19 protein-coding genes, 1 pseudogene and 2 riboswitches are annotated in these 25,636 nt (G+C 67.6%); of the genes and pseudogenes, 16 read left to right on the forward strand and 4 right to left on the reverse strand.

All coding sequences use genetic code 11. From position 1 onward, the window contains the following. Positions 1-184: 184 nt before the first annotated feature. From ACU4E7_RS01790 to prfB, 3 genes and pseudogenes are all read left to right on the forward strand, one after another. Positions 185-2,140, forward strand: a pseudogene (locus ACU4E7_RS01790) (diguanylate cyclase domain-containing protein); the annotation flags it as partial. Beyond that, on the forward strand, positions 2,121-2,762 hold the full coding sequence (locus ACU4E7_RS01795) for an EAL domain-containing protein (RefSeq protein ID WP_447020439.1): 642 nt from the start codon (positions 2,121-2,123) through the stop codon (positions 2,760-2,762). The pseudogene ACU4E7_RS01790 and the gene ACU4E7_RS01795, both read left to right, overlap by 20 nt. Positions 2,763-2,889: 127 nt before the next feature. Continuing rightward, the gene (gene prfB / locus ACU4E7_RS01800; protein ID WP_238120750.1) at positions 2,890-4,020 is read left to right on the forward strand and encodes a peptide chain release factor 2; all 1,131 of its coding nucleotides are present in this window, start codon (positions 2,890-2,892) and stop codon (positions 4,018-4,020) included. 101 nt (positions 4,021-4,121) lie between these two features. On the opposite strand, the gene ACU4E7_RS01805 is transcribed toward prfB, so the two are convergent. The 4 genes from ACU4E7_RS01805 to ACU4E7_RS01820 all read right to left on the reverse strand — a co-directional run bounded on the left by ACU4E7_RS01805 (position 4,122) and on the right by ACU4E7_RS01820 (position 12,676). Beyond that, positions 4,122-5,264: a ribonucleotide-diphosphate reductase subunit beta gene (locus ACU4E7_RS01805; RefSeq protein ID WP_447020440.1), complete on the reverse strand. Its 1,143-nt coding sequence runs from the start codon at positions 5,262-5,264 to the stop codon at positions 4,122-4,124. Between the two features lie 20 nt (positions 5,265-5,284). Next, entirely contained in the window at positions 5,285-8,134 is a 2,850-nt protein-coding gene (locus tag ACU4E7_RS01810) for a ribonucleoside-diphosphate reductase subunit alpha (RefSeq protein WP_447020441.1), read from the reverse strand. Positions 8,135-8,240: 106 nt separating this feature from the next. Beyond that, a riboswitch (cobalamin riboswitch) is annotated at positions 8,241-8,435 on the reverse strand. Between the two features lie 78 nt (positions 8,436-8,513). Beyond that, positions 8,514-10,856, reverse strand: coding sequence for a 5-methyltetrahydropteroyltriglutamate--homocysteine S-methyltransferase (metE, locus tag ACU4E7_RS01815; RefSeq protein WP_447020442.1), 2,343 nt, complete (start codon positions 10,854-10,856; stop codon positions 8,514-8,516). A gap of 106 nt (positions 10,857-10,962) precedes the next feature. After that, a riboswitch (cobalamin riboswitch) is annotated at positions 10,963-11,159 on the reverse strand. A gap of 71 nt (positions 11,160-11,230) precedes the next feature. Further along, a complete protein-coding gene (locus ACU4E7_RS01820; protein WP_447020443.1) occupies positions 11,231-12,676 on the reverse strand; it encodes a short-chain fatty acyl-CoA regulator family protein in 1,446 nt (481 codons plus the stop codon). A gap of 187 nt (positions 12,677-12,863) precedes the next feature. On the opposite strand from ACU4E7_RS01820, the gene ACU4E7_RS01825 reads away from it, so the two are divergent. From ACU4E7_RS01825 to ACU4E7_RS01885, 13 genes are all read left to right on the forward strand, one after another. Continuing rightward, positions 12,864-14,483: an isocitrate lyase gene (locus tag ACU4E7_RS01825; RefSeq protein ID WP_447020444.1), complete on the forward strand. Its 1,620-nt coding sequence runs from the start codon at positions 12,864-12,866 to the stop codon at positions 14,481-14,483. Between the two features lie 118 nt (positions 14,484-14,601). Continuing rightward, positions 14,602-14,832, forward strand: a complete 231-nt coding sequence (locus ACU4E7_RS01830; protein ID WP_238120746.1) for a hypothetical protein — start codon at positions 14,602-14,604, stop codon at positions 14,830-14,832. Between the two features lies 1 nt (position 14,833). Continuing rightward, the gene (locus tag ACU4E7_RS01835) at positions 14,834-15,292 is read left to right on the forward strand and encodes an acyl-CoA thioesterase (RefSeq protein ID WP_447020445.1); all 459 of its coding nucleotides are present in this window, start codon (positions 14,834-14,836) and stop codon (positions 15,290-15,292) included. Beyond that, entirely contained in the window at positions 15,289-16,836 is a 1,548-nt protein-coding gene (locus ACU4E7_RS01840) for an MmgE/PrpD family protein (protein WP_447020446.1), read from the forward strand. Before ACU4E7_RS01835 ends, ACU4E7_RS01840 begins: the two co-directional genes overlap by 4 nt. 127 nt (positions 16,837-16,963) lie before the next feature. Then, entirely contained in the window at positions 16,964-18,157 is a 1,194-nt protein-coding gene (gene prpC / locus ACU4E7_RS01845) for a bifunctional 2-methylcitrate synthase/citrate synthase (RefSeq protein ID WP_447020447.1), read from the forward strand. A 10-nt stretch (positions 18,158-18,167) separates the two neighbouring features. Then, the gene (prpB, locus tag ACU4E7_RS01850) at positions 18,168-19,085 is read left to right on the forward strand and encodes a methylisocitrate lyase (RefSeq protein WP_447020448.1); all 918 of its coding nucleotides are present in this window, start codon (positions 18,168-18,170) and stop codon (positions 19,083-19,085) included. 175 nt (positions 19,086-19,260) lie between these two features. Further along, on the forward strand, positions 19,261-20,040 hold the full coding sequence (locus ACU4E7_RS01855) for an SDR family NAD(P)-dependent oxidoreductase (protein ID WP_447020449.1): 780 nt from the start codon (positions 19,261-19,263) through the stop codon (positions 20,038-20,040). A gap of 118 nt (positions 20,041-20,158) precedes the next feature. Then, positions 20,159-20,905, forward strand: a complete 747-nt coding sequence (locus ACU4E7_RS01860) for an enoyl-CoA hydratase/isomerase family protein (protein WP_447020450.1) — start codon at positions 20,159-20,161, stop codon at positions 20,903-20,905. Positions 20,906-20,959: 54 nt separating this feature from the next. After that, positions 20,960-21,946, forward strand: coding sequence for an NAD-dependent epimerase/dehydratase family protein (locus ACU4E7_RS01865; protein ID WP_447020451.1), 987 nt, complete (start codon positions 20,960-20,962; stop codon positions 21,944-21,946). Beyond that, complete coding sequence (locus tag ACU4E7_RS01870) at positions 21,943-22,740, forward strand: N-acyl homoserine lactonase family protein (RefSeq protein ID WP_447020452.1); 798 nt, start codon at positions 21,943-21,945, stop codon at positions 22,738-22,740. The genes ACU4E7_RS01865 and ACU4E7_RS01870 overlap by 4 nt, the downstream gene beginning before the upstream one ends. A 45-nt stretch (positions 22,741-22,785) precedes the next feature. Beyond that, entirely contained in the window at positions 22,786-23,562 is a 777-nt protein-coding gene (locus ACU4E7_RS01875; RefSeq protein WP_447020453.1) for a GntR family transcriptional regulator, read from the forward strand. A gap of 170 nt (positions 23,563-23,732) precedes the next feature. Next, on the forward strand, positions 23,733-24,518 hold the full coding sequence (locus ACU4E7_RS01880; RefSeq protein WP_447020454.1) for an alpha/beta fold hydrolase: 786 nt from the start codon (positions 23,733-23,735) through the stop codon (positions 24,516-24,518). Between the two features lie 27 nt (positions 24,519-24,545). Then, a complete protein-coding gene (locus tag ACU4E7_RS01885; RefSeq protein WP_447020455.1) occupies positions 24,546-25,502 on the forward strand; it encodes an NAD(P)-dependent oxidoreductase in 957 nt (318 codons plus the stop codon). Positions 25,503-25,636 lie beyond the last annotated feature (134 nt).

Genomic DNA, 25,636 nt, shown 5'->3' on the forward strand with positions numbered 1-25,636 from the left:
CGGCAGTTGGATTTTACAACCCGCCGTGAAAACCGCGCGTCAAGCTGTACAACGTTGAGGAATTTGCTAACTTTAACAAAGGAGTGGGCGAAGTCGGCGGATCGGCACGCTCGCCGTGCGTGCAGTCAGAGCCATTCCCGCCCCGCGGGGCGGCGGGGGGATGGGCATGGGCACAGAAGGGCTGATGGAACTCAATTTCGCGGCCCTCACCCAGTGCCTGGATGCCGTCGTCTTCATCGACGACAAGAACGACATCGTCTTCTTCAATGCCGCCGCCGAACGCCTCTGGGGCGTCTCCGCCGACACCGTCCTGCATAAGAACGTCCGCTGCCTGGTACCGCCGGAGCTGCGCGCCCATCACGACGACTTCATCGCGCGCCATCGCACCAGCGGCGTCAATCGCATCGTGGGCTCGAGCCGGGAGATGCCAATCGAGCGCTGCGACGGCAGCCGCGTCTGGGGCCAGTTGGCGCTCACCGCCATCGAGCTCAACGACGCCAGCTATTACGCCGCCTTCGTGCGGGACGTAACCGAAGACGTGAGCCGGCGCGAGCAATTGCGCATCTTGTCCCTGGTGGCCGAAACCACGGGCCGGATTGTGCTCGTCACGGATTCTCACGCCAGGATTGTCTACGTTAACCACGCCTTCACAGAGATGTTCGGCTATGCCCTTCCGGACGTGGCCGGGACGTTGCCTTTCGACCGTCTCTCGAAGGATCATGAACACCGGGAGCTGAGTGAAGGGCTGGTGGAGCGCCTGACGACGACCACCGGCTTCACCGAAGAGGTTCTTCTGCACGACAGCTCGGGAAAGGGCGTCTGGGTGTCTGCCACCTTCAACCGCGTTCAGGATGATGCGACCGGCGAGCTGCGCAACATCGTGGCGGTGCTGGCGGACATCACCCAGACGAAGCAGATCGAGGAGCTGCAGCGCGACGTGCTGGCCGCCATCGTCTCCGACGAGCCGCTCGCCGACGTGGCCGACCTCATCTGCACCAAGGTTGAAGCCATCGCCCCCGGCGTATTGTGCTCGCTCATCAGCGTCACCGACGACGGCCAGCTGCAACCCTTGGCCGGCCGCAGCCTGCCGCCCAGCTTCACCGCCGCGGTCACCGGCCTCACCATCGGTCCGAAGGTGGGCACCTGCGGCACCGCCGCCTTCCTGGGTGAGCCGGTGCTGGTGGAAGACATCGCCACCAGCCCGTTGTGGGACGATTTTCGCTGGCTGCCGCTGCCTCCCGAGCTGTTGGCGTGCTGGTCCATTCCGGTGAAGCTGCGCTGTGGCAAGGTGGCCGGCACATTCGCCTTTTATTTCACCGATCGGCGCACCCCCTCCCCCTGGCACCAGCAGATCGTCAACGCCTGCGCCGGCCTGTCGGCGCTCGCCATGGAGCGGCAGGATTCCAAGCGCCATATCGACCGGCTGGCGACCATGGACACGCTCACCGGCCTGCCCAACCGCAGCGAGCTGCTGCGTGTCATGGGCAAGGAGATCCTGCGGGCGGAGGCCCTGCAGCTGCCGCTGACCTTCCTGTTCCTCGATCTCGATCACTTCAAGGATGTGAACGACACCCTCGGCCATTCCACTGGCGATCAATTGCTGGTGGAAATGGCCCGCCGCCTGAAGGCCCAGCTGCGCACCGGCGACATGGTGGCCCGCATCGGCGGCGACGAATTCGTCATCCTCATCCACAATTGCCGCGGCGACGAGGCGAGCCGCATAGCGAGCCGGCTGCTGGAATACCTCGCGGCGCCCTTCAATGTGGAGGCACTCACCCTTGCCATGTCGGTGAGCATCGGCATCGCCCTCTACCCGGACCACGGGGTGGATGCCGAAACCCTGCTGAAGCACGCGGACACCGCCATGTACGAGGCGAAGCGGGAGGGGCGCGGCAAGTTCCGCTTCTTCACCGAGGACCTCAACCAGCGGGTCCAGAGCCGCCTCGTGCTCAGCGTCGCCCTGCGCAAGGCGATCCAGAGCCGCGCGCTAAAGCAATACTACCAGCCCCAGGTGCGCATCGACACCGGCACGCTGCACGGCGTGGAAGCGCTGACGCGCTGGCACGACCCGGTGCATGGCGATGTGCCCGCGCCGCGCTTCATCGCCCTGGCGGAAGAATATGGCCTCATCTCCGGCATCGACCAGTGGGGAGTGGAAACCGCCTGCGCGCAGATGGCCAAGTGGCGGGCGGAGGGGCGGCCCGTGCCCCAACATTTCCGTCAACCTGTCGCCGGTCAGTTTCCGTTCCGATGCCATCGTCGACGTCATTGTCGAGGAGCTCCGCCGCCATCAGCTCACCCCCTCGGATCTGCGGGTGGAGATCACCGAGCGGGTGATGATGGATCAGCACCCCAACTCGCTGGCCACCGCCCGCGCCATCGAGGCCCTGGGCGTGCGCCTGGCCATGGACGATTTCGGCACCGGCTATTCCAGCCTGTCCGCCCTCGCCCGCCTGCCCATCGCCGAGCTGAAGATCGACCGCTCCTTCATGCTGAGCCTGGAGCGCGACCAGCATGCCCAGGCTCTGGCCACAGCGGTCATCCGCATCGGCCAGAGCCTGGGCATGACGGTGGTGGCCGAAGGCGTGGAGACGGACAAGCAGATGCGGCTGCTACAGGAGCTGGATTGCGACGCCGCGCAGGGCTATCTGTTCGCCCGCGCGCTCGCGCCCGCCGATTTCGAAGGCTGGCTCGAGGGGCGCCTCGCCCGCGGCTGCGGACCTGGCGCCGCGACCGGCGTCGAGCCCGCGTCCCTGACCTGACCCACCATGATGGGGGCGCCGTAGCGGTGCAGCGAAGCCCGCCATTGCGAGAGACCCATGCGGGCCCCGTTTACACCGGTGCCGCCCGCCGCTATTTTCCGCCGCCCTACCCGGAGATGATGAAGCCATGCGTGCGGAACTCGCCGCGAAAGTCGACGAGATCAAACAGTCGTTGGATCTGCTGCGGTCCCACATCGACGTGGACCGTTCCCGTCGGCGCCTGGACGAGCTCAATGCCATGGTGGAAGACCCCACCTTGTGGGACGAGCCCGAGCGCGCCCAGAAGATCATGCAGGAGCGCACCACCCTGGAAGATGCGCTGGGCGCCATCGACCGGGTGAGCCAGGACCTCGCCGACAATGTGGAGCTCATCGAGCTCGGCGAGGCGGAGGGTGATGAAGGGGTGGTGGGTGAAGCCAGCATGGCTCTCGACACCCTCAAGGCCGAGCTCGCCCGGCGCGAATTGGAATCCCTGCTCTCGGGCGAGGCCGATTCGAACGACACCTATCTCGAAGTCCATGCGGGCGCCGGCGGCACCGACAGCCAGGACTGGGCCGAGATGCTGCTGCGCATGTATACGCGCTGGGCGGAACGGCACGGCTTCAAGGTGGAGCTGATGGACGAATCGCAGGGTGAGCAGGCCGGCCTGAAGTCAGCCACCATCCAGGTGAAGGGGCACAATGCCTATGGCTGGCTGAAAACCGAGGCCGGCGTGCACCGGCTCGTGCGCATCTCCCCCTTCGATTCCAACGCCCGTCGTCAGACCTCCTTCTCCTCCGTCGACGTCTACCCGGTGGTGGACGACCGCATCGTGGTGGACATCAAAGAGGCGGACGTGCGGGTGGACACCATGCGCTCCGGCGGCGCTGGCGGCCAGCACGTGAACAAGACCGAATCGGCGGTGCGCCTCACCCATATTCCCACCGGCATTGCGGTGGTGAGCGAGGGCGACCGCTCCCAGCACAAGAATCGCGCCACCGCCTGGAACATGCTGCGCGCCAAGCTCTATGACCTTGAACTGAAGAAGCGGGAGGCGGAAGCCGCCGCCGAGCAGGCCGCCAAGACCGACATCGGCTGGGGTCACCAGATCCGTTCCTACGTGCTGCAGCCCTATCAGTTGGTCAAGGACCTGCGCACCGGCGTCACCTCCGGCACCCCGCAGGAGGTGCTCGACGGCGATCTCGACGCTTTCATGCAGGCCGCGCTCGCCCAGCGCGCCTACGGTGGCGGACCGGAGCAGGTCGAAGACGTGGATTGACGCGGGATATGGATTGACCACGGCCGGACACGGGCCGCCCTTTCCTCCTGAAGTAAGACAAAGGCCGCGGCGCGAGACCGCGGCCTTTGCCTATCCCGCCCTCAATCCCAGGCCAGGGCGCCACCGTTCTGGTATTCGATGACCCGTGTCTCGAAGAAGTTCTTTTCCTTCTTCAGGTCCATGGCCTCGCTCATCCAGGGAAAGGGGTTCTCCGCCTCGGCAAACACCGGGGCGAGGCCGAGCTGCGCGCAACGGCGGTTGGCGATGATGTGCATATATTGCGCGCACAGCCCTGCGTTCAGGCCCAGCAGGCCGCGGGGCATGGTGTCGCGCCCATAGGCCACCTCCAGTTCCGCCGCATCCTTGAGCATGCCGCGCACCTCGTCTTGAAACGCAGGCGTCCACAGATGCGGGTTTTCCGCCTTGATCTGGTTGATGACATCGATGCCGAAATTCAGGTGAATGCTCTCATCCCGCAAGATGTACTGATACTGCTCGGCAATACCCACCATCTTGTTGCGCCGCCCCAGCGAGAGGATCTGCGCAAAGCCGGTGTAGAACCACATGCCCTCGAAGACGACGTAGAAGGCGACCAGATCGCGCAAAAAGGCTTGGTCCGCCTCGGCGGTGCCCGTGGCGAACAGCGGGTCTGCGAGGTTCTGCGTATAAGCGAGGGCCCAGGCGGCCTTGTCGGTGATGGAGGGCTCCTCGCGATACATGTTGAACAGCTCGCCCTCATCGAGGCCCAGGCTTTCGACAATATATTGGAAGGTGTGGGTGTGAACCGCCTCCTCGAACGCCTGGCGCAGCAGATATTGCCGGCATTCTGGATTGGTGAGATGGCGATAGATGGCGAGCACGATATTGTTCGCCACCAGGCTCTCCGAGGCGGCGAAGAAGCCGAGATTGCGCTTCACCATGCGCCGCTCGTCCTCGGTCAGCCCGTCCCTCGACTTCCACAAGGCGATGTCCGCCTGCATGGAGACCTCGGTGGGCATCCAATGATTGTTGCAGGCCGACAGATACTTCTCCCATGCCCACTTATATTTCATGGGCAGGATCTGGTTCACATCCGCCCGCGCATTGATCATGCGCTTTTCATCCACGCTGACCCGGCCACCGGAACGATCGATGGCACCAAGGCCGGTGGCATCCGCCGGCACCTCGGCCCGCCGCCCGGATGCCGGCGGGCGCACCGGCGCATCGGAGAAGGGAGGAGCCGCGGGCTCCGACCAATCGAGCATGTCCATATCTCCTTGCCCGTTCACTGGCAGGCTTCGCAGGTGGGATCGGTGATGGCGCAGGCGCGCGGCACCTCCACCAGGATGGGCGCGGCACCGACGGCATTGAGCTTGCCGTCTGTGCCCTTCAGGGTGGACTTCTCCACATGGGTGGCGGAGCGGGCGCGCAGATAATAAGTGGTCTTCAACCCCTGTCGCCAGGCGAAGCGATAGGCCTCGTCCAGCTTCCGGCCCGAGGGTTCGGCCATGTAGAGATTGAGCGACTGGCTCTGATCGATCCATTTCTGGCGCCGCGCGGCGGCGCGGATCAGCCATTCCGGCGCAATCTCGAACGCGGTGGCATAAAGCGCCTTCAGATCTTCCGGCACCCGATCAATCGCGCTCACCATGCCATCATAATATTTGAGATCGGACACCATCACCTCGTCCCACAGGCCTCGGGCCTTGAGGTCGCGCACCAGATGGGCGTTCACCACCGTGAAGTCGCCGGACATGTTCGCCTTCACATAAAGCTGACTATAGGCCGGCTCGATGGATTGGGAGACGCCAACGATGTTGGAGATGGTGGCGGTGGGCGCAATGGCCAGCACATTGGAATTGCGCATGCCCACCTCGATCACCCGGGCGCGCAGGGCCGCCCAGTCCTGGGTCGCGGAGTGGTCCAGTTCCACATGGCCACGCCGGGCCTCGGCCAGAAGATCGAGGCTGTCCAGGGGCAAGATGCCCTTGGACCATAACGAGCCCTCGAACGAGGCATAGCGCCCGCGCTCGGCGGCAAGGTCCACCGACGCGGAAATGGCGAAATAGCTCAGCGCCTCCATGGAGGTGTCGGCGAACGCCACCGCCCCCTCCGAGGCGGTGGGCAGGCCGAGTTTCTCCAGCGCATCCTGATAGCCCATCAGCCCCAGGCCCACCGGACGGTGGCGCAGGTTCGAGCGGCGCGCCTGCGGGATGGTGTAGAAATTGATGTCCACCACATTATCCAGCATACGCATGGCGGTGGAGACGGTGCGGCGCAGCCGCTCGAGATCGAGCCCCTCGGCCGCCACGTGCGCGGCGAGATTGACCGAGCCGAGATTGCACACCGCCACTTCGTCGGCACAGGTGTTGAGGGTGATCTCGGTGCACAGGTTCGAGGAATGCACCACCCCCACATGGCGCTGCGGCGAGCGCAGGTTGCAGGGATCCTTGAAGGTGATCCAGGGATGGCCGGTCTCGAACAGAAGAGTGAGCATGCGCCGCCACAGCTCCACCGCCTTCACGGTGCGGAACACCTTGATCTCGCCCCGCGCCGCCTGCGCCTCATAGGCTTCGTAAGCGGCCTTGAAGGGCGCGCCATAGAGGTCGTGCAGGTCGCTCACTTCATCGGGTGAAAACAGGGTCCAATCGGCGCCGGCCTCCACCCGCTCCATGAACAGGTCCGGGATCCAATTGGCGGTGTTCATGTCATGGGTGCGGCGGCGGTCGTCGCCGGTGTTCTTGCGCAGGTCGAGGAATTCCTCGATGTCCACATGCCAGGTTTCGAGATAGGCGCACACGGCACCCTTGCGCTTGCCGCCCTGGTTGACGGCGATGGCCGTGTCGTTGGCCACCTTCAGGAACGGCACCACCCCTTGGCTTTCGCCATTTGTGCCCTTGATGTGGGCGCCAAGGCCCCGCACCGGCGTCCAGTCATTGCCGAGGCCGCCGGAATATTTGGCGAGCAGCGCATTGTCGCGGATGGCCTTGAAGATGCCGTCGAGATCATCGGGCACGGTGGTGAGGAAGCAGGAGGACAATTGCGGGCGCAGGGTGCCGGCGTTGAACAAAGTGGGGGTCGAGGCCATGAAATCGAAAGACGAGAGCAGGTCATAGAATTCGATCGCCCGCGCCTCCCGATCGATCTCGCGCAGCGCCAGGCCCATGGCCACCCGCATGAAGAAGGCCTGCGGCAGCTCGAAGCGGGTGCCGGAGACGTGCAGGAAATAGCGATCATAAAGGGTCTGGAGCCCGAGATAATCGAACTGCAGGTCCCGCTCCGGCTTCAGCGCGGCGGCAAGGCGCGGCAGGTCGAAGCGGGCGAGCTCGGGGTCCAGGAGCTCGGCTGCGACACCGGCGGCGATGAAGGCGGGGAAATAATCGCCATAGCGCGCCGCCATCTCTGTCTGCGTCGCCGCCTCCGGCCGGTGGAACACGAAGCTCAGCGCCTCGCGCCGCAGGGTGTCGGTGAGCAGGCGGGCGGAAACCTTGGAATAATTGGGCTCGGTCTCAATCAGAGTGCGGGCGGCGAGAATGGGTGCCAGCGCCAACTCCTCCTGGGAGATGCCGTCATAGAGATTGCGCCGCGTCTCGGCGAGGATGGGTTCTGCCGTCGTGCCATCGAGGCCGGCGCAGGCCTCGCGCACCAGCGCATCCAGCCGCGCGTCGTCGAACGGCACGAGGGCTCCATCGGCGGCGCGCATGTGAAGGCGCGGAGCCTGCGTCTGCGCGACAGGTGCGCGCGCCGCGGCCCGCTCCCGCGCCCGTTCCTCGCGATAGAGCACATAGGCGCGGGCCACCTTGTGGTGCTCGCCGCGCATCAGCGCCAGTTCCACCTGGTCCTGCACATCCTCGATATGGAAGGTGCGCCCCGCCTCCACCCGGCGGGTCAGGTTGGCGACCACCTGGGCGGTGAGATCGACAACGATGTCGTGCACCCGGCGCGAGGCTGCGGCCGAGCCGCCTTCCACCGCCAGGAACGCCTTGGTAAGCGCCACCGCGATCTTGGCCGGATCGAACGGCGTCACCGCCCCGTTGCGCCGGATCACCTGATAGGCGGGGTCCGCCCCCCGGAGGGCGGGCGGCGGCGCGAGGGGCGCGGACTGCGGGCGCGCGGAGAGAATTTCGAGGGACATTCGGCTCAAACCCCATGCTCTGGGGGCAAAGGCCGAGCGGACGCAAAGCGGCCAAGCGCACGCGCCCCGAGCCGGACCTGCGATCCACCGGGACACCCCGCCCGAGGACGATTGCGGTGTCACGGCAGGTCTCCTGGCTCGCGGGTCGTCGCGTCGGGTCCGTCTTCCCAGGCTTGCGCCCAGTGACAGGATTGGACCTTGGCTTGCCGCTGACAGTTGCGGGGGCAGCACCGGCTTCACACCGGTTTCCCTCTTCGCCCCTGGCCTTTCGACTCAGGGGACCGTGACCACTAAATGTAGGCCAACCATCCCCGCCTATGTCAATATTTAGACGACCGGAAAAGCACCCGGCGCGGGCCACGCCGCGCCGGGTCGGGACTCAGGCCGATAGCGCGCGCAGCGCGCGGGCGGCGGCCACCATGTTGATGAGCGCCGGCTTCACCTCGTCCCATTTGCGGGTCTTCAGGCCGCAATCGGGGTTGATCCAGATCTGGGCGTCATCCAGCCGCTGACGGGCGAGGCCGATCAGCGCCGCCATCTCCTCGGTGCCCGGCACCCGGGGCGAATGGATGTCATAGACGCCCGGGCCGATCTCGTTGGGATATTTGTAGGTCTTGAAGGCATCCAGCAACTCCATCTTCGAGCGCGAGGTCTCGATGGAGATCACGTCCGCATCCATAGCGGCGATGGCGGCAATGATGTCGTTGAATTCCGAATAGCACATGTGGGTGTGGATCTGAGTTTCGTCCGCGACGCCCGATGCGCACAGGCGGAAGCACGCCACCGCCCAGTCGAGATAGGCGCCCCATTCGCCATGGCGCAGGGGCAGGCCCTCACGCAACGCCGCCTCGTCGATCTGGATCATGGCGGCGCCGGCCCGCTCCAGATCGTGCACCTCATCGCGGATGGCGAGGGCGATCTGGCGGCAGGCGGCGCTGCGCGGGATGTCGTCACGCACAAACGACCAGTTGAGGATGGTCACCGGCCCCGTGAGCATGCCCTTCACCGGCTTGTCGGTGAGGGACTGGGCATGGCGCCACCACGCCACCGTCATGGGCGCCGGGCGCGCGACATCGCCGAACAGGATGGGCGGGCGCACATAGCGCGAGCCGTAGCTCTGCACCCAGCCATGCCTGGTGAAAGCGAAGCCGGAGAGCTGCTCGCCGAAATACTGCACCATGTCGTTGCGCTCGAACTCGCCATGCACCAGCACGTCGAGGCCGATCTCTTCCTGCCAGCGGATGGTGCGGGCCGTCTCCGCCTTCAGGAAGGCCGCGTAGGCCTCATCGTCCAGTGCCCCCTTGGCATGGGCCGCTCGCGCCTGCCGCACCTCGGCGGTCTGCGGGAACGAGCCGATGGTGGTGGTGGGAAAAGCCGGCAGAGCGAACCGCCGGCGCTGCACCTCCGCCCGCACCGCGAACGGATGGGCGCGGCGGCCCATGGCGGGGGTGACAGCGGCGGCCCGCGCCTCCACCGCCGCAGTGTGCACCTTGGGCGAGGTGCGACGGGCGGCAGCGGCCGACGCGGAGGCCGCGAGCGCCGGCTGAACCTCCTCCGCCCGTCCGGCCAGGGCCGCCGCCAGCACCGCCAGCTCGTCCATCTTCTGCACGGAGAAGGCGAGCCAGGACGTCAGGTCCGGATCGAGATCGGTCTCCTGCTCCAGATCGATGGGCACATGCAGCAGCGAGCAGGAGGGCGCGAGCTCGACATGGTCGGTGCCCCGCTTTGCCACCACGGGCTTCAGGCGCTCAACCTGGGCCGGCAGATCGGCGCGCCAGATGTTGCGCCCGTCGATGATCCCGAGAGACAGCACCAGCCCCAGGGGTGCGCGCCCGGCCACCTGTTCAAGCTGCTCCGGCGCGCGACAAAGATCGAGGTGGAGCCCCGCCACCGGCAAGGCCAGGGCCGTGTCGAGATTGTCGCCGAGGGCGCCGAAATAGGGGGTGAGCATGATCTTGAGATCGGGCAAGGCACGGGCAAAGGTGCCATAGGCACGGCGGAAGGCGGCCCGCTCCGCGTCGGTCAGGTCGAGCACCAGGGCCGGCTCGTCCATCTGCACCCATTGCGCCCCATTGGCCGCCAGCCGGCGCAGGATATCCGTGTAGACCGGCAGCAGGTTGCTCAGCAGCGACAGCGGATCGAACCCCTCGACCTTGGACTTGCCGAGCTTGAGGAAGGTCACCGGCCCCAGCAGCACGGGGCGCGTGTCAAAACCGAGGGCCTTCGCCTCGCGATACTCATCGACGACTTTGAGGCTGGCCACCTCGAAGCGTTGTTCTGGCGCGAATTCAGGCACCATATAGTGGTAATTGGTGTCAAACCACTTGGTCATTTCCTGCGCCGGTACGCCCGACGCCCCATGAGCATGCCCACAGGCCGCCTCTTGCGCACCGATACTGCCGCGCGCCATGGCGAAATAGATCGGCAGCGGCACCTTGCCGCCGCTCCAGCCGTAGATCTGCGGAATCGCCCCCACCATCACCGAGGTGTCGAGCACGTGGTCGTAAAGGGAGAAATCGTTGGAGGGGATGATGGTGACCCCACGCGCCCGCTGCCGGGCCCAATTGGCGGCGCGCAGGCTGGCGGCGGTGGCCAGGAGCTCCGCCTGCGTGGTCCTGCCGGCCCAGAAACTTTCCAGCGCATGCTTCAGTTCGCGACGGGGGCCGATGCGCGGGGTACCGAGGGTGGCTACCGCGATGGAGGATTGAGAAAACGTGGTCACGGCGTTGAGGCCCTATGATTGGGGGCAAGGCCGTGGCGGCAAGCGACAAGGACCCGGCACGGCGCAGCCGGCGGAGCCAAAGCGCACCACCGGGACACCCCGCCCGAGGACGTGTTGTGTCACGGCAGGTCTCCTGGCTCACGGATCATCGCTTCAGGTCCGCCTTCCCGGGCTTGCGCCCAGTGACATGAATGGACCCTGGCTCACCGCTCACAGTTGCGGGGGCAGCGCCGGCCTTGCACCGGCTTCCCTCTTAGCTCCGGTGCCCAAGGACCCCGGAGAACCACGACAAACGCGATCTGAGCCGAGCCGCCCGCCCCTGTCAAGAAGGATATAAGGACATCTTTATGTCGTGATTTCTGCACAGCCGTCCCTCAGCCCGCGGCATAGGGCGTGAAGACGCTGCGGTTCTCATCCACCGCCAGGGTTCGGCCGATCATCGGGAAGGCCCGCTGCGGGCAGGCCGGCCGCTCACACACCTTGCAGCCGGCGCCGATCGGAATCGCGGCGGTGGGGTCGTCTACGGCGAGGCCCTTGGAATACACCAGCCGCCCGGAGTGGCGGATGTCGCAGCCCAGGCCGATGGCGAAGGTCTTGCCCGGCTCCCCATAGCCCCCCGCGCCATGATGCACGGTGCGGGCGATCCACAGATAGGTGCGCCCATCGGGCATCTGCGCCACCTGGGTCAGGATGCGGCCGGGCTGGGCAAAAGCCTCGTAGACATTCCACAGCGGGCAGGTGCCGCCCACCCGGGAGAAGTGGAAATCAGTGGCCGACTGGCGCTTGGAGATGTTGCCGGCACGATCCACCCGGATGAAGAAGAACGGCACTCCCACCGCCCCCGGCCGCTGCAGGGAACTGAGGCGGTGGCAGATGGTCTCGAAGCCCACGCCAAAGCGGGCGCCAAGGCGCTCGATATCGTAGCGCTCCGCCTCCGCCGCGGCGAGGAAGGCGCCATAGGGCATCAACAGGGCGCCGGCGAAATAATTGGCGAGGCCGATGCGCGCCAAGGCATGGGTCTCCCGCGCCCCCTGAGCCGCGGCGGCGGCCAACGCTTCGATCAGGCCGCCCTGCTCCAGGAAGGCGAGCTGGGTGGCGATCTGGAAGGCCCGCTGGCCATCATCCAGCCGTGCCGCCAGCCGCAGCACCCGCTCGGCCGGCAGAAACCGGCGCAGCCCCTCGCCGGCGCTTTCCCCGTCCGCTTCCGCCGATGCGCGCACCACCCGCACGCCGTGGCGCGTCTCCAGGTGGCGGGCGAGCCCCTCCGCCAGGTCTCCGGGCGCAAGATGGGCAGCATCTGCCAGTTGCTCCGCAGCGACATCGAGCTCGGTAAAGTAATTGTGGTGGGCATAGAAGAAATCACGCACCTGCTCATAGGGCATGGGCGCGGTCAGGGTGGTGCGACCGCCGGAACCGAGGCCCAGTTCCCCGGCCATGGCATCGGCCCGCTCCAAAGCGTGGCGCCAGCGCCGGTGCAGCGCCACCACGGCGCGACCGAGAGCCGGCATGGCGGTGGCCACTTCCTTCAGCTCGGCGAGGCTCACCTGCTCGCCGCCGGCCGGGTCGTTCATGGGATCGGCGAACACCTCCCGCAGGTCCGCCATCAGCCGGCCTTCCTCACCCTCCGAGAACAGCTGCACATCGACGCCGAAGACCTCGTTCAGCTTCAGCAGCACCGGCACGGTGAGCGGCCGCTGGTTCTTCTCCAGCTGGTTGAGGTAGCTGGCCGACAGGCCCAGCGCCTGGGCCAGCGCCAGCTGGGTCAGCCCGCGCTCTTCCCGGAGCCGCTTCAGCCGCACCCCAACGAAGCTCTTCTTCACCGCACGCCCCCCGCACCTGAATTTGCAACATTCGCAAATCCGCGCCAAACGCTTCGCAAAACCACACATTTTCAGTCATTTCGCGATTTTTCAGCCGCGAATATTGTGAGGAAACAGTCCGGCCGCAAGCGCTTTTTCCCGCGCCCCGGACCCCACGCCAACAGATGCGAAACAGGAAGGACCACCCATGGGGGCGCGCAAGAGCTATGGCGAACTCAGCACCGAACTGCACTCCCGCTTTCCCGGAGGCGTCGCGCCAGGGGGCGTGAGCGTGGACGACATCATTCAGCTGCGGGCGCAGAACACCTTCGACACCCATCTCGACATCGCCCGGGCCATGGCCAAGGTGATGCGGGCCGACATGGCGGTCTATGATGCCGATCCCTCCCGCTTCACCCAGTCGCTGGGCTGCTGGTCTGGCTTCCACGCGCAGCAGATGATCAAGTCGGTGAAGCACCTGCGCGGCAGCGCCAAGGGCGCCTATGTCTATCTTTCCGGCTGGATGGTGGCGGGCCTGCGCAACCGCTTCGGCCACCTGCCCGACCAGTCCATGCACGAGAAGACCGCCGTGGTGGACCTGATCGAGGAAATCTACATTTCCCTGCGCCAGGCCGACGAAGTGGCGCTCAACGACCTGTTCAAGGTCCTCAAGGCTGCCCGCGCCAAGGGCGATGCCGCCGCCGAGCGCGAAGCCATCGCCGCCATCGACGGCTTCGAAACCCATGTGGTGCCGATCATCGCCGACATCGACGCCGGCTTCGGCAATGAGCACGCCACCTACCTGCTCGCCAAGGAGATGATCAAGGCGGGCGCCTGCTGCCTGCAGATCGAGAACCAGGTGTCCGATGCCAAGCAGTGCGGGCACCAGGACGGCAAGGTGACGGTGCCGCGCGAGGACTTCATCGAGAAGCTCCGCGCCTGCCGTCTCGCCTTCGAGGAACTGGGCGTGCCCGATGGGGTCATCGTCGCCCGCACCGACAGCCTCGGCGCCGGCCTCACCCAGAAGATCCCGGTGAGCCAGCAGCCCGGCGACCTCGCCAGCCAGTACACCAAGTGGCTGAAGACCGAGCCCGTCACCCCCACCCATCCGCTGCGCGAGGGCGAACTGGGCCTCATGCAGGATGGCACGCTGGTGCGCCCCGCGCGCCTCGCCAACGGCCTGTTCGCCTTCAAGGACGGATCCGGCCGGGCGCGGGTGATCGAGGACTGCATCGCCGCCCTCACCCTCGGCGGGGCCGACCTGTTGTGGATCGAAACCGACACCCCCAACGTGGCGGACATCGCGAGCATGGTGAAGGAGATCCGCGCCGCCGCGCCCAACGCCAAGCTCGCCTACAACAATTCCCCGTCGTTCAACTGGACCTTGAACATTCGCAGGCAGGTGCGGGCCGAGTGGATCGCCTCCGGCCGGGCCGGCGCCGAGAGCTATCCCGATGGCGCGCTGCTCATGTCCGCCAAGCTGGACGACGACGAGCTGGGCCGGGAAGCGGATGCGCGCCTTGCCCGCTTCCAGGAGGACATCGCCCGGGAGGCCGGCGTGTTCCACAACCTCATCACCCTGCCTACCTTCCACCTCACCGCCAAGAGCATGGACGAGCTGAGCCACGGCTATTTCGGCCCGGACCGCATGAAGGCCTATGTGAACACCGTGCAGCGCGAGGAGATCCGGCGCGGCGTCTCGGCGGTCAAGCACCAGCACGAGGTGGGCTCCGATCTCGGCGATGCCTTCAAGGAAATGGTGGGCGGCGCGCGGGCCCTGAAGGCCGGCGGCGCCGCCAACACCATGAACCAGTTCGCGGCCGAATAGCGACCCGACGCCCCGAAGCCGCGACCTCCGGCTTCGACCCCCACCGTCCGGGCGCGCGACCCCGGGCGGTGGGGCCCCTTTCAGACATCCGCCCGCACACACCCCGAGGAGGGTTCCCATGAGCGTCGAGTTCAAGGCCGTGGCCGCGCAGGAGCTGCCCGAGCAGGATCGGGCCATCAATCGCGTGGCCGACGCGGTGCACCGCGTGAATGAGGCGATCCAGCGCGCGGTGGCGGCGGGGGTCTCGGTGGAGCTGGTGCGAGTGTCGCGCCACCACGACGGCGCCGGCGCCTGGGGCGACCAGATGATCCCGCTGGTGCGCGCACCGGCAACCTCCGGGGCGGCCTGAGATGCCCGCGCCCGCACCGAGCCGCGCCAGCCCCGCGCCGGCCACCGGCGGCCCCGCCGAGACGGCGTTCGTGGAGATGGTGTTTCCCGACCAGGCCAACCATTACGGCACCCTGTTCGGCGGCAACGCGCTCTCGCTCATGGGCAAGGCGGCGTTCGTCGCCGCCAGCCGCCGGGCCCGTGCGCCGGTGGTCATGGCGAGCGCGGAAAAGACTGAATTCCACGTGCCCGTTCAGGTGGGGGAGATCGTCGAGCTCAATGCCCGCGTCACCCGCATCGGCCGCACCTCCATGACCGTGGTGGTGGAGATGACCGCCGAGGCCCTGCTCTCCGGCGCCCGCCGGCTCGCCGTGCGCGGCGCCTTCGAGATGGTGGCGGTGGATGCCACCGGACGCCCCGTGCCGGTGCCACCCCCGGGCGCCCCCACCCTTTGCCCCAACACCGAGGATCCAACCCCGTGAAGCAGCATCATGTTCGCACCCACACGTCTGCCGAAAACCTGCCCCGCGCCGAGCAGCTCGCCTGGCAGATCGCCGAAGTCGCCACCGATCCCGTGCCGGTGGATGGCGATGTGGTGGAGATGATCGGCAACCGCATCATCGACAATGCGGCGGTGGCCGCCGCCTCCCTCACCCGCCGCCCGGTGGCAAGCGCCCGGGCGCAGGCGCTGGCCCATCCCTACCAGCCCGGCGCCACCGTGTTCGGCCTCTCTGCCCACCGGCGCGTCTCGCCCGAATGGGCAGCCTGGGCCAATGGCGTGGCGGTGCGGGAGCTCGATTTCCACGACACCTTCCTCGCCGCGGAATACTCCCACCCCGGCGACAACATCCCGCCGGTGCTGGCCGTGGCCCAGCATTGCGGGCTCGATGGCGCCGCATTGGTGCGCGGCATTGCGACCGGCTACGAGATCCAGGTGGACCTCGTGAAGGGCATGTGCCTGCACGCCCACAAGATCGACCATATCGCCCATCTCGGCCCGTCCGCCGCCGCGGGCATCGGCGCCGCCCTGGGCCTTTCCACCGAGACCGTCTACCAGGCGGTGCAGCAGGCACTGCATGTGACCACCACCACCCGCCAGTCACGCAAGGGCGAGATTTCATCCTGGAAGGCCTATGCCCCCGCCTTCGCCGGCAAGATGGCGGTGGAAGCGGTGGACCGGGTGATGCGCGGCGAAGGCGCCCCCTCCCCCGCGTGGGAAGGCGAGGATGGCTTCATCGCCTGGATGCTGGGCGGTCCGAAGGCGGAATACATCGTGCCGCTGCCGGAGAACGGCGAAGCCAAGCGCGCCATCATGGACACCTACACCAAGGCGCATTCGGCCGAATACCAGAGCCAGGCGCTGATCGACCTCGCCCGGCGGCTGCGCGACAAGATCAGCGATCTGTCGCAGGTGGAACACATCGTCATCCACACCTCCCACCACACCCATTATGTGATCGGCACCGGCGCCAACGATCCGCAGAAGATGGACCCCACGGCGAGCCGGGAAACCCTCGACCATTCCATCATGTACATTTTCGCAGTGGCCCTGGAGGACGGCGCCTGGCACCACGCGCGCTCCTATGCGCCGGAGCGGGCCGGCCGGCCTTCCACGGTGGCGCTGTGGCACAAGATCTCCACGGTGGAGGACCCGGTCTGGACCCGCCGCTACCACAGCCCCGATCCGGCGGAGAAGGCGTTCGGCGGCCGCGTGGTGGTGACGCTGAAGGGCGGCCGGGTGATCGAGGACGAGCTGGCCGTGGCCGATGCCCATCCCCTCGGCGCCCATCCCTTCGGCCGCGCCGAATATATCGCCAAGTTCCGCAGCCTCGCCGAGGGCGTCATCGCCCCCGCCGAGCAGGAGCGCTTCCTCGGCACGGTGGAGCGCCTGGCGAAGCTCACGGCCGATGATCTCGGCGGCCTCACCTTCCAGGTGGACCCCGCCCTGCTGGGCGCTGTGCGCCCCACTGGCATCTTCGACTGGCGCGCCCGTCCCGCCCCCGAACTCGCCGTCGTCTCGGCCTGAAGCGGCCATCCCCCTCTCCCCTCGCGGGAGAGGGTCCCTCGCCATCCGCCAAAGCGGCGGGGGAAACTCAAGTCCTTATGTCCCATGGCCACGGCGCCATGCCCATTCGGTCATCCAGGAGGAGCCCATGTCCGAAACCATGTCCGAGGATCAGGCGAGCGCGGCCAAGCCCGCGCCCAAGAAGTCGGTGGCGCTGTCCGGCGTGGTGGCCGGCAACACCGCCCTGTGCACCGTCGGCCGCTCCGGCAACGACCTGCACTACCGTGGCTATGACATTCTCGACGTGGCCGAGACCTGCACCTTCGAGGAGATCGCCCACCTTCTGGTGCACGGCACCCTGCCCACCAGCGCCGAACTCGCCGCCTATCAGGCCAAGCTGAAGGGGCTGCGCGGCCTGCCGGAGGCGGTGCGCCGCAGCCTGGAGCAACTGCCCGCGGCCGCGCACCCCATGGATGTGATGCGCTCCGGCGTCTCCGCGCTCGGCTGCGTGCTGCCGGAGGCGGCCGACCACAACACCCCCGGCGCCCGCGATATCGCCGACCGGTTGATGGCGTCACTCGGCTCCATGCTGCTTTACTGGTATCAATTCTCGCAGAACGGCCGACGCATTGAGGTGGAGACCGACGACGACAGTATCGGCGGCCACTTCCTCCATCTTCTGCACGGGCGGGCGCCGAGCGCGAGCCAAGTGCGGGCCATGCACACCTCGCTGATCCTTTATGCGGAGCACGAGTTCAACGCCTCCACCTTCACCGCCCGCTCCATCGCCGGCACTGGAGCGGACTTTTGCTCCGCCATCACCGGCGCTATCGGCGCCCTGCGCGGCCCCAAGCACGGCGGCGCCAATGAGGTGGCCTTCGAGATCCAGAAGCGCTACGCCACGCCCGACGAGGCGGAAGACGACATCCGCCGCCGCGTGGCCGCCAAAGAGGTGGTGATCGGCTTCGGCCATCCGGTCTACACGGTTGCGGACCCGCGCAATGTGGTGATCAAGGAGGTGGCCCGGCGCCTCTCCCTGGAGGCGGGATCGACGAAGATGTTCGACATCGCCAGCCGCATCGAGGCGGTCATGGGCGAGGCCAAGAAGATGTTCCCCAATCTCGACTGGTTCAGCGCCGTCTCCTACCACATGATGGGGGTGCCGACGGCTCTGTTCACCCCGCTGTTCGTCATCGCCCGCACCTCCGGCTGGAGCGCGCACATCATCGAGCAGCGGCTCGATAACAAGATCATCCGCCCCTCGGCCAATTATGTGGGACCGGAGAAGCAGACGTTCGTGCCGCTGGAAGCGCGGGGCCGCGCGAACGTGCGCGCCGCGTGAGGAGTTGAAGATGCCGTATCTCGTCGCTTCCGACCTGCCCAACGAAGCCGCCGGCGCCCGTTTCCGGGCGTTGGTGGAACAGGGGGGCATCGCGCGCCTGCCCGGCGCCCACAACGGCATGGCCGCGCTCCAGGCGCGCGCCGCCGGCTTCTCCGGCCTCTACCTCTCGGGGGCGGCCATGACCGCTTCCATGGGGCTGCCGGATCTCGGCATCATCACCGTGGACGAAGTGGCCTTCTTCATCCGCCAGATCGCCCGTGCCAGCGGCCTGCCGCTGCTGGTGGATGGCGACACCGGCTATGGCGAGGCGCTCAATGTGATGCACATGGTGCGCACCTTCGAGGAAGCCGGCGCCGGCGCGGTGCACATCGAGGACCAGCTCCTGCCGAAAAAATGCGGCCACCTCAACGACAAGAAGCTGGCTGACGCCCACGACATGGCAGCAAAGGTCGCCGCCGCCGCCAAAGCCCGGCGCCACCTCTACCTCATCGCCCGCACGGACGCCGCGGCGAGCGAAGGCATCGACGGGGCGGTGGCCCGCGCCAAGCTCTATGTGGAGGCCGGCGCCGACGCCATCTTCCCCGAGGCGCTCACCACGCCCGAGATGTTCCGGGCCTTCGCCGCGCGCCTGCCCGGCGTGCCATTGCTCGCCAACATGACCGAATTCGGCCGCACCCCCTTCTTCACCGCTGATGAGTTCGAGGCCATGGGCTATCGCATGGTGATCTGGCCCGTCTCCTCCCTGCGCGTTGCCAACAAGGCGCAGGAGAAGCTCTATGCGACGCTGGCCCGCGACGGTTCCACCAAGGCCATGGTGGGCGAGATGCAGACCCGGGCGGAACTCTACGACACCATCGGCCTGAAGGATTTCGAGGCCCTCGATGCCTCCATCGTCGCCACCATCGTGCCGCCGGCGGCCGCCCAATAGGCGAACCTCCGCGGGCGGGCGACAGCCCCTCCCTACGTCCCCATCCCTCCGGCCGCCCGCACACCCCGCGGGCGGCCGTTTGTTTTGCGGACCGCAGGGGCGCCGTCCGGGCGAGATCGCCATTGCCATTTAATAGGATTGTCTGGCAATAATATCAAAACACGGGAGGAAGCATATGCGGGATAAGACGGCACTGGTGACAGGCTCCACCGGCGGGCTGGGGCTCGCCATCGGCACGCGGCTGGTGGAAGCCGGCTGCCGGGTGATGCTGCATGGGCTGGAGCCTGCCTCCGCCATGGCCGAACCCTTGGCCCGCCTCAACGCCGCAGGCCCCGGCACGGCCGCCTATCACGCCGGCGACATCGCCGATGCCGCCGGCGTCGCCGACCTCATCGCCGCCACCACCACCCGCTTCGGCGCCATCGACGTGATGGTGAACAATGCCGTGGTGCGCCACTTCGCGACGGTGGAGGACTATGACCCGGCGCGCTGGGAAGAGGCGCTGGCGGTCAATCTCTCCGCCCCCTTCCATGCAATCCGCGCGGTGCTGCCGGCCATGCGCGAGCGGGGCTATGGCCGCATCATCAATCTCGGCTCGGTCTACAGCCTGTTCGCCAGCGCCAGCCGCATCGACTACGTGACCACCAAGACCGGCCTGCTCGGCCTCACGCGGGTGGTGGCGCTGGAAGTGGCCGGCACCGACATTTCGTGCAATCTCGTCTGCCCCGGCGCTCTGCCCACGCCCACCATGTCGGCGCGCATCGAGACCCTGGCCGCCCAAGAGAGCATCACCCTCGCCGAGGCCACCCGCCGCTTCCTCGCCACCAAGCAGCCGGGCGGGCGCTTCATCGATCCGGCGGCGGTGAGCGGCCTCATCCTGTTCCTGCTGACGCCGGAAGCGCGCGACATCAACGGCGCGGCGCTGCCGGTGGATGCCGGTTGGAGCGCGTGCTGAGATCGCCGCGCATTATTGTCGTACAATCAGTTTACAAGAGAGGCCAGCGGTGCCACACTGCCGGTCCAAATCAAAGGGATGGCGGCACGCTGAGGCTGCCGCGACAGGGAGTTCAAGGATGGCCGTGCGCGTCGAGGACAAGGGCAATGGCGTGACCCTGCTGACCCTGGTGGGTCAAAGCGACAGGAACTATCTCGACACCGACGCGCTGCTGGAGCTGGCCGACACCGCCGGCGCCCTCGCCACCCGCCCCGGCCTGCGGGCGCTGGTGGTCACCGGCGCCGGCGACACCTTCTGCGGCGGGCGCAAGGGCAAGACCGGCCTCACCCAGGCCTCGGACGTGGCGGACGATCTCAACGCCATCCTCAAGGTCAACAGCGCGTTCGCGGCCCTGCCGGTGCCCACCGTGCTGGCGGTGGAAGGCGCGGCCTTCGGCTGGGGCTTCGGCATGTCGGCCCAGGCGGATTACGTCGTGGCGGCGGAGGACGCGGTGTTCGCCCTGCCGGAAATGTCCCACGGCATGCCGCCGCTGATCGTGCTCTCCTATCTGTTCCGCTTCGTCTCCTACAAGCGCGGCTTCGAGCTCTCCCTCACCAGCCGCGAGATCTCCGCCGCTGATGCCGAGCGCTACGGCATCATCACGCAGGTGGTGCCCAAGGGCACGACCCTGGCCGCAGCTCTGAAGGTGGCCGAGTTCATCGCCGCCCAGGATGCCAAGTCCATCTCCCTGCTGCGCAAATTCGGCCGCGAGGCGGCCCAGCTCGCTGATCCCGCGCGCAGCGAATATGCGGTCTCGCTCATGAGCGTGCTGCTGGCCGAGCGGGCCCAGGCGGCCCAGCAGAACCCCAACGCGACGCAGCACTAGGCAGCCGGCCATGGCGCTCCGCCTCATCCCCCCTCCGGCGCAGGAGCCTTGCCCATGCGGGTGCTGGTGACTGGCGGCTCCGGTTTCCTCGGCAGCCATGTGGCGGCGGCGCTCGCCGCCACCGGGCACGCGCCCCTGAGCTTCGACATGGCGCCGCCCGGCCCGGAGGCGAAAGCCATCCTCGGCGACGCCATCGTGCCCCACGCGGCCGGCCAGATCACCGATCTCGCCCGGCTGATGGATGTGTGTCGCGCCGAAGCCATCGAGGCCATCGTCCACAGTGCCGGCATGGTGGGGCTGGAAACCTCCCTCGCGCAACCGGCCGCCACCTATGCCACCAATGTCATGGGTCTGGTGAATGTGTGTGAGGTGGCCCGCCAGCTGGATCTCAGGCGCCTCGTGCACCTCTCCAGCAACGCGGCCTATCACGGTGGCGATGGGCGGCCGCTGCGCGAAAGCGATCCCGTTTTTTCGGTGGCCCAGGCCAATCCGGCGGCCCATTACGGCACCTCGAAAATGGCGGGGGAGGCCATCGCCCTCGCCTATGCGGGTTTCCACGGGCTTGATCTCCTGGTGCTGCGCATCACCGCCATCTACGGCTTCGGCATGCGCACCCCCATGTTCATCAAGCCCATGGTGGAACAGTCGGTTCTCGGCCGGCCGGTGCGCTTCGCCACCGGCGGGCCCATGAAGCGCGATTACACCTATGTGCCCGATTGCGCGGCGGCCATCGTCAAGGCCCTCGCCATCGCCCCCCTGGCCGAAGGCGCGCAGCGGGTGTTCAACGTCTCCGCCGGTGCCGCCCGCGCGGCGTCAGAAGTCGCGCAGATCGTGCGCCACGTGGTGCCCGGCGCCGACATCGAAATCGGCGATACGCTCACCCCCCTCGAGGCGGTGAACGCCCGCATGCGGGCGAGCCTCGACATTTCCGCCGCTGCCACGGCGCTGAACTGGCGTCCGGCCTTCAGCCTGGAGCAGGGCATCGCCGATTATGCCGCCCGTTTCCGTGCCAGCATCGCCGCGCCGGAGGTCGTTTCATGAGCGCCTCGCCCTATACCGTCTACGCCCTCCAATATGCGAGCCGCGCCGGCCGGCGGGCCGACAATTTCATCGGCGGCGACCCGCACGACGGGCCCATGCCGCTCGCCTATTATGTCTGGGCGGTGGTGGGCCCCGAGCGCACCTTCGTGGTGGATACCGGCTTCACCGCCGAGGTGGCGGCACGGCGCCAACGCGACTTCCTGCGCTGCCCGGTGGAGGCCCTGCGCCTTGTCGGCATCGCCCCGGAAGAGGTCACCGACGTCATCCTCACCCACCTGCATTATGACCACGTGGGCAATTTCGACCGGTTCCCGAAGGCCACTTTTCACCTGCACGAAGCCGAGATGCACTATGCGGTGGGCCGCTATATGCGCTACCAAAAGTTGCGACATTCCTATGAGGTGGAGGACGTGGTGGGCATGGTGCGGGCCAATTACGCCGGCCGGGTGCGCTTCTACAACGGCCCGGCGGAGCTTGCCCCGGGCGTCGACATCCAGCCGGCGCCGGGCCATTCGGCCGGCCTTCAGTTCGTGCGCGTCGCCACCCGGCGCGGCACCGTGGTGCTCGCCTCCGATGTCTCCCATTTTTATGAGAACATGGAGCGGGAGAAGCCTTATGTCACCGCCTTCCACGTGGGGGGCATGCTGGAGGGGTTCGATCTGCTGCGCGCCGCCGCCCCCTCGCCCGACCACATCATTCCCGGGCACGACCCGCTGGTGATGCAGCTTTATCCGGCACCGCGGCCGGAGCTCGCCGGCATCGTCGCGCAGCTCGACGTGCCGCCCCGCAGATAGAGGCGCCGGCCCCGGCCGGTTCAGGACAGCTTGAGGACAGGACCCATGACCACGCCAGCCAGCCTTACGGCCATGCACCAGGCGGCATCGCTCAAGAAGCAGGTCATCGACGCGCTGCGGACCGCCATTCTCGACGGCCGCTTCCAATCGGGCGACCGGCTGATCGAGCGAGAGATCTGCGAGATGTTCCAGGTCAGCCGCACGCTTCTGCGCGAGGCCCTGAGCCAGCTCGCGGCCGAAGGGGTGGTGCAGATCATCCCCCATCGCGGGCCCATCGTGGCGGTCTATTCGGTGGAGGATGCCCGCGCCATCTATGAGCTGCGCGCCACCCTGGAGGAGATGGCCGGCCGCTGCTTCGCCGAGCGGGCCAGCGCCGCCGAGCTGAAGGCCCTTGAAAACGCCTTCGCCGCCCTCAAGCGCGCCTGCCGGGGCAAGCCGGACAAAGACTTCTTGGCCATGAAGGCGAGCTTCTACACCGCCCTCACCGCCGGCGCGCACAATCCCGTGTTGGAGGACATGCTGCGCATGATCCACTGGCGGGTCACCATGCTGCGCGCCCACACCCTCTCCCAGCCCGGCCGCCTCGCCAAGAGCATGGAGGAGATCGGCGCGGTGATGGACGCCTTGAGCCGGCGCGATGCCGATGCGGCGGGCCTCGCCTGCCGCCGCCATGTGACCAACGCCGCCGCCATCGCCACCGCCATCCTCACCGCCCAAGCGGAAGAAAAGGCGGAAGAGAAGGCTGCCGTGAAGGGCGCCGCCAAAACGACACCGACCACCGCCGCCAAGGCCCGAGGCGGCGCACGGCTCGCCCGGGTCTAGGCCGCCCGCAATCCCGCATCGGCGGCGGAGGTCCGATCCCCCGCTGCCGGCCCGCGCGGCATCCCGCGCCGCATCTTTCACCCCACCACCTGGATCACCCTGATCCCGGATCGCGCGCGCATGTCTGCACGCCGAAGTGCCGGCCGCACCAAGAACAACTGGAGGAAGCCATGTCCGCCCCGTCCATTCCCGCCCTCAACCAGATCCGCACCGGTGTGCGCGGCGCGCCGCTGGTGGTGCTGGTCCATGCGGTGGGTCTCGATCTCACCTATTGGGATCGCCAGATCGAGGCGCTGGCGGAGCGCTTCGACGTCATCGCCTACGACCTTGCCGGCCATGGCGCCTCGGCGCGGCCGGAGCTGCCCCTGTCCTTCGCGGCGGCGGCCGCCGATCTCGCGGCGGTCATAACCGGGGCCGAGGCCGGTCCCGCCTGCGTGGTGGGCCTTTCGGTGGGCGGCATGATCGCCCAGAACCTCGCCGCCACCCGGCCCGAGCTGGTGCGCGCCCTCGCCCTCATCGACACCGTGAGCACCTTTTCCGATGCCGGACGCGCCGCCGTGCGCGGTCGTGGCGATATGGTGCGCACGGGGGGCATGGATGCCATCCTCACCCCCACGCTGGAGCGCTGGTTCACCCCCGCCTTCGCCGCCCGCCGACCGGATGTGCTCGACCGCGTTGCCAAGACCCTACGCGCCGCCGATCCGCAGGTGCACGCCGCCATGTGGCAGATGATCTCCACCCTCGACGTGGCGCCGCATCTGCCGGCCTTCGCCATGCCCACCCTGGTGATGGTGGGGGCGCTCGATCCCACCACGCCGGTGGCGGCAGCCGAGGCCATCGCCGCGGGCATTCCCGGCGCCCGGCTCGAGATCCTGCCCGACGTCTCGCACATCTCCCCGGTGGAAGCCCCGGCGCTGGTGAACCGCGTGCTTCTCGCCTTCCTCGAAACCGTCTGAAGCGCATCCCCATCGGGAGGACCCGGCATGGACCACGCGACGTTCGACCCCTCGCAGCCCCTCGGCCTCATCGGCCTCGGCGCCATGGGCGGCCCGCTGGCGCGGCGTCTGCTGGCGGCCGGGCAGCCGCTGGTGATCCACACTCGTCAACGGGCGGCGGCGACGGCGTTCGAGGCGCTGGGCGCCCAATGGGTCGAGAGCCCGTCGACCGTCGCCAGCCGCGCCCGCACCGTGCTCACCGTGCTGCCGAGTCCCCGGGAGGTGGAAGCGGTGGTGTTCGGTCCCTCCGGCCTGGCGGAGGGCTTCACCGCCGGCGCCACGCTCATCGACATGACCACCGGCGCGCCATCGGCCACACGGGCCCTCGGCGCCCACCTTGCCGAGCGTGGCGTGACACTGCTCGATGCCCCCGTCAGCGGCGGCCCGAAGGGCGCGGCGAGCGGCAAGCTCGCCGTGTGGGTGAGCGGAGACGAAGCTGCCTTCACCGCCCACGCTCCCCTGTTCGCGCGCCTGGGCGACCGGGTGATGTATCTCGGCGCGCTCGGCGCCGCCACCACCGCCAAGCTCGCCCACAATTGCGCGAACTACGGCATCCAGATGGTGCTGGCGGAGGTGTTCACCATTGGCGTGAAGGCCGGCCTGCCGCCGGAGACCCTGTTCGCCGCCCTGCGCCAGGGCTCGCTGGGGCGGCAGAACATCGTCGATCGGCTGGCCGATCAGTTCCTGCCGGGGGATTTCGACCAGGTGGCGTTCGCCCTCGACCTCGCCTTCAAGGACGTGTCGCTCGCCGCCGACCTCGCCCGCGAAGCCGGCGTGCCGGCCCGCATGGCGCAGATGACCCTCGCCGACATGACCGAGGCCCGCAACCGGGGCTGGGGACAGAAGGACTCCCGCGTCGCCATGCGGGTGCAGGAAGAGCGCGCCGGCGTCGACATCCAGGTGCCGCGCGAGACCCTCGCGCGGATCCTAGAGAACGATAAATAAAGGGCTTTTCTCTCAGCGCGAAGATCGCCCCTGAATCGCTTCCGGCGGTTGACATCCAATCATATCGGATTATTGTCGTACAATAATATGAGATGCACGGACCGCAAAATGGTCCTGTGGCAGCCAAGCCAGAA

Source organism: Xanthobacter sp. ZOL 2024 (assembly GCF_052932325.1).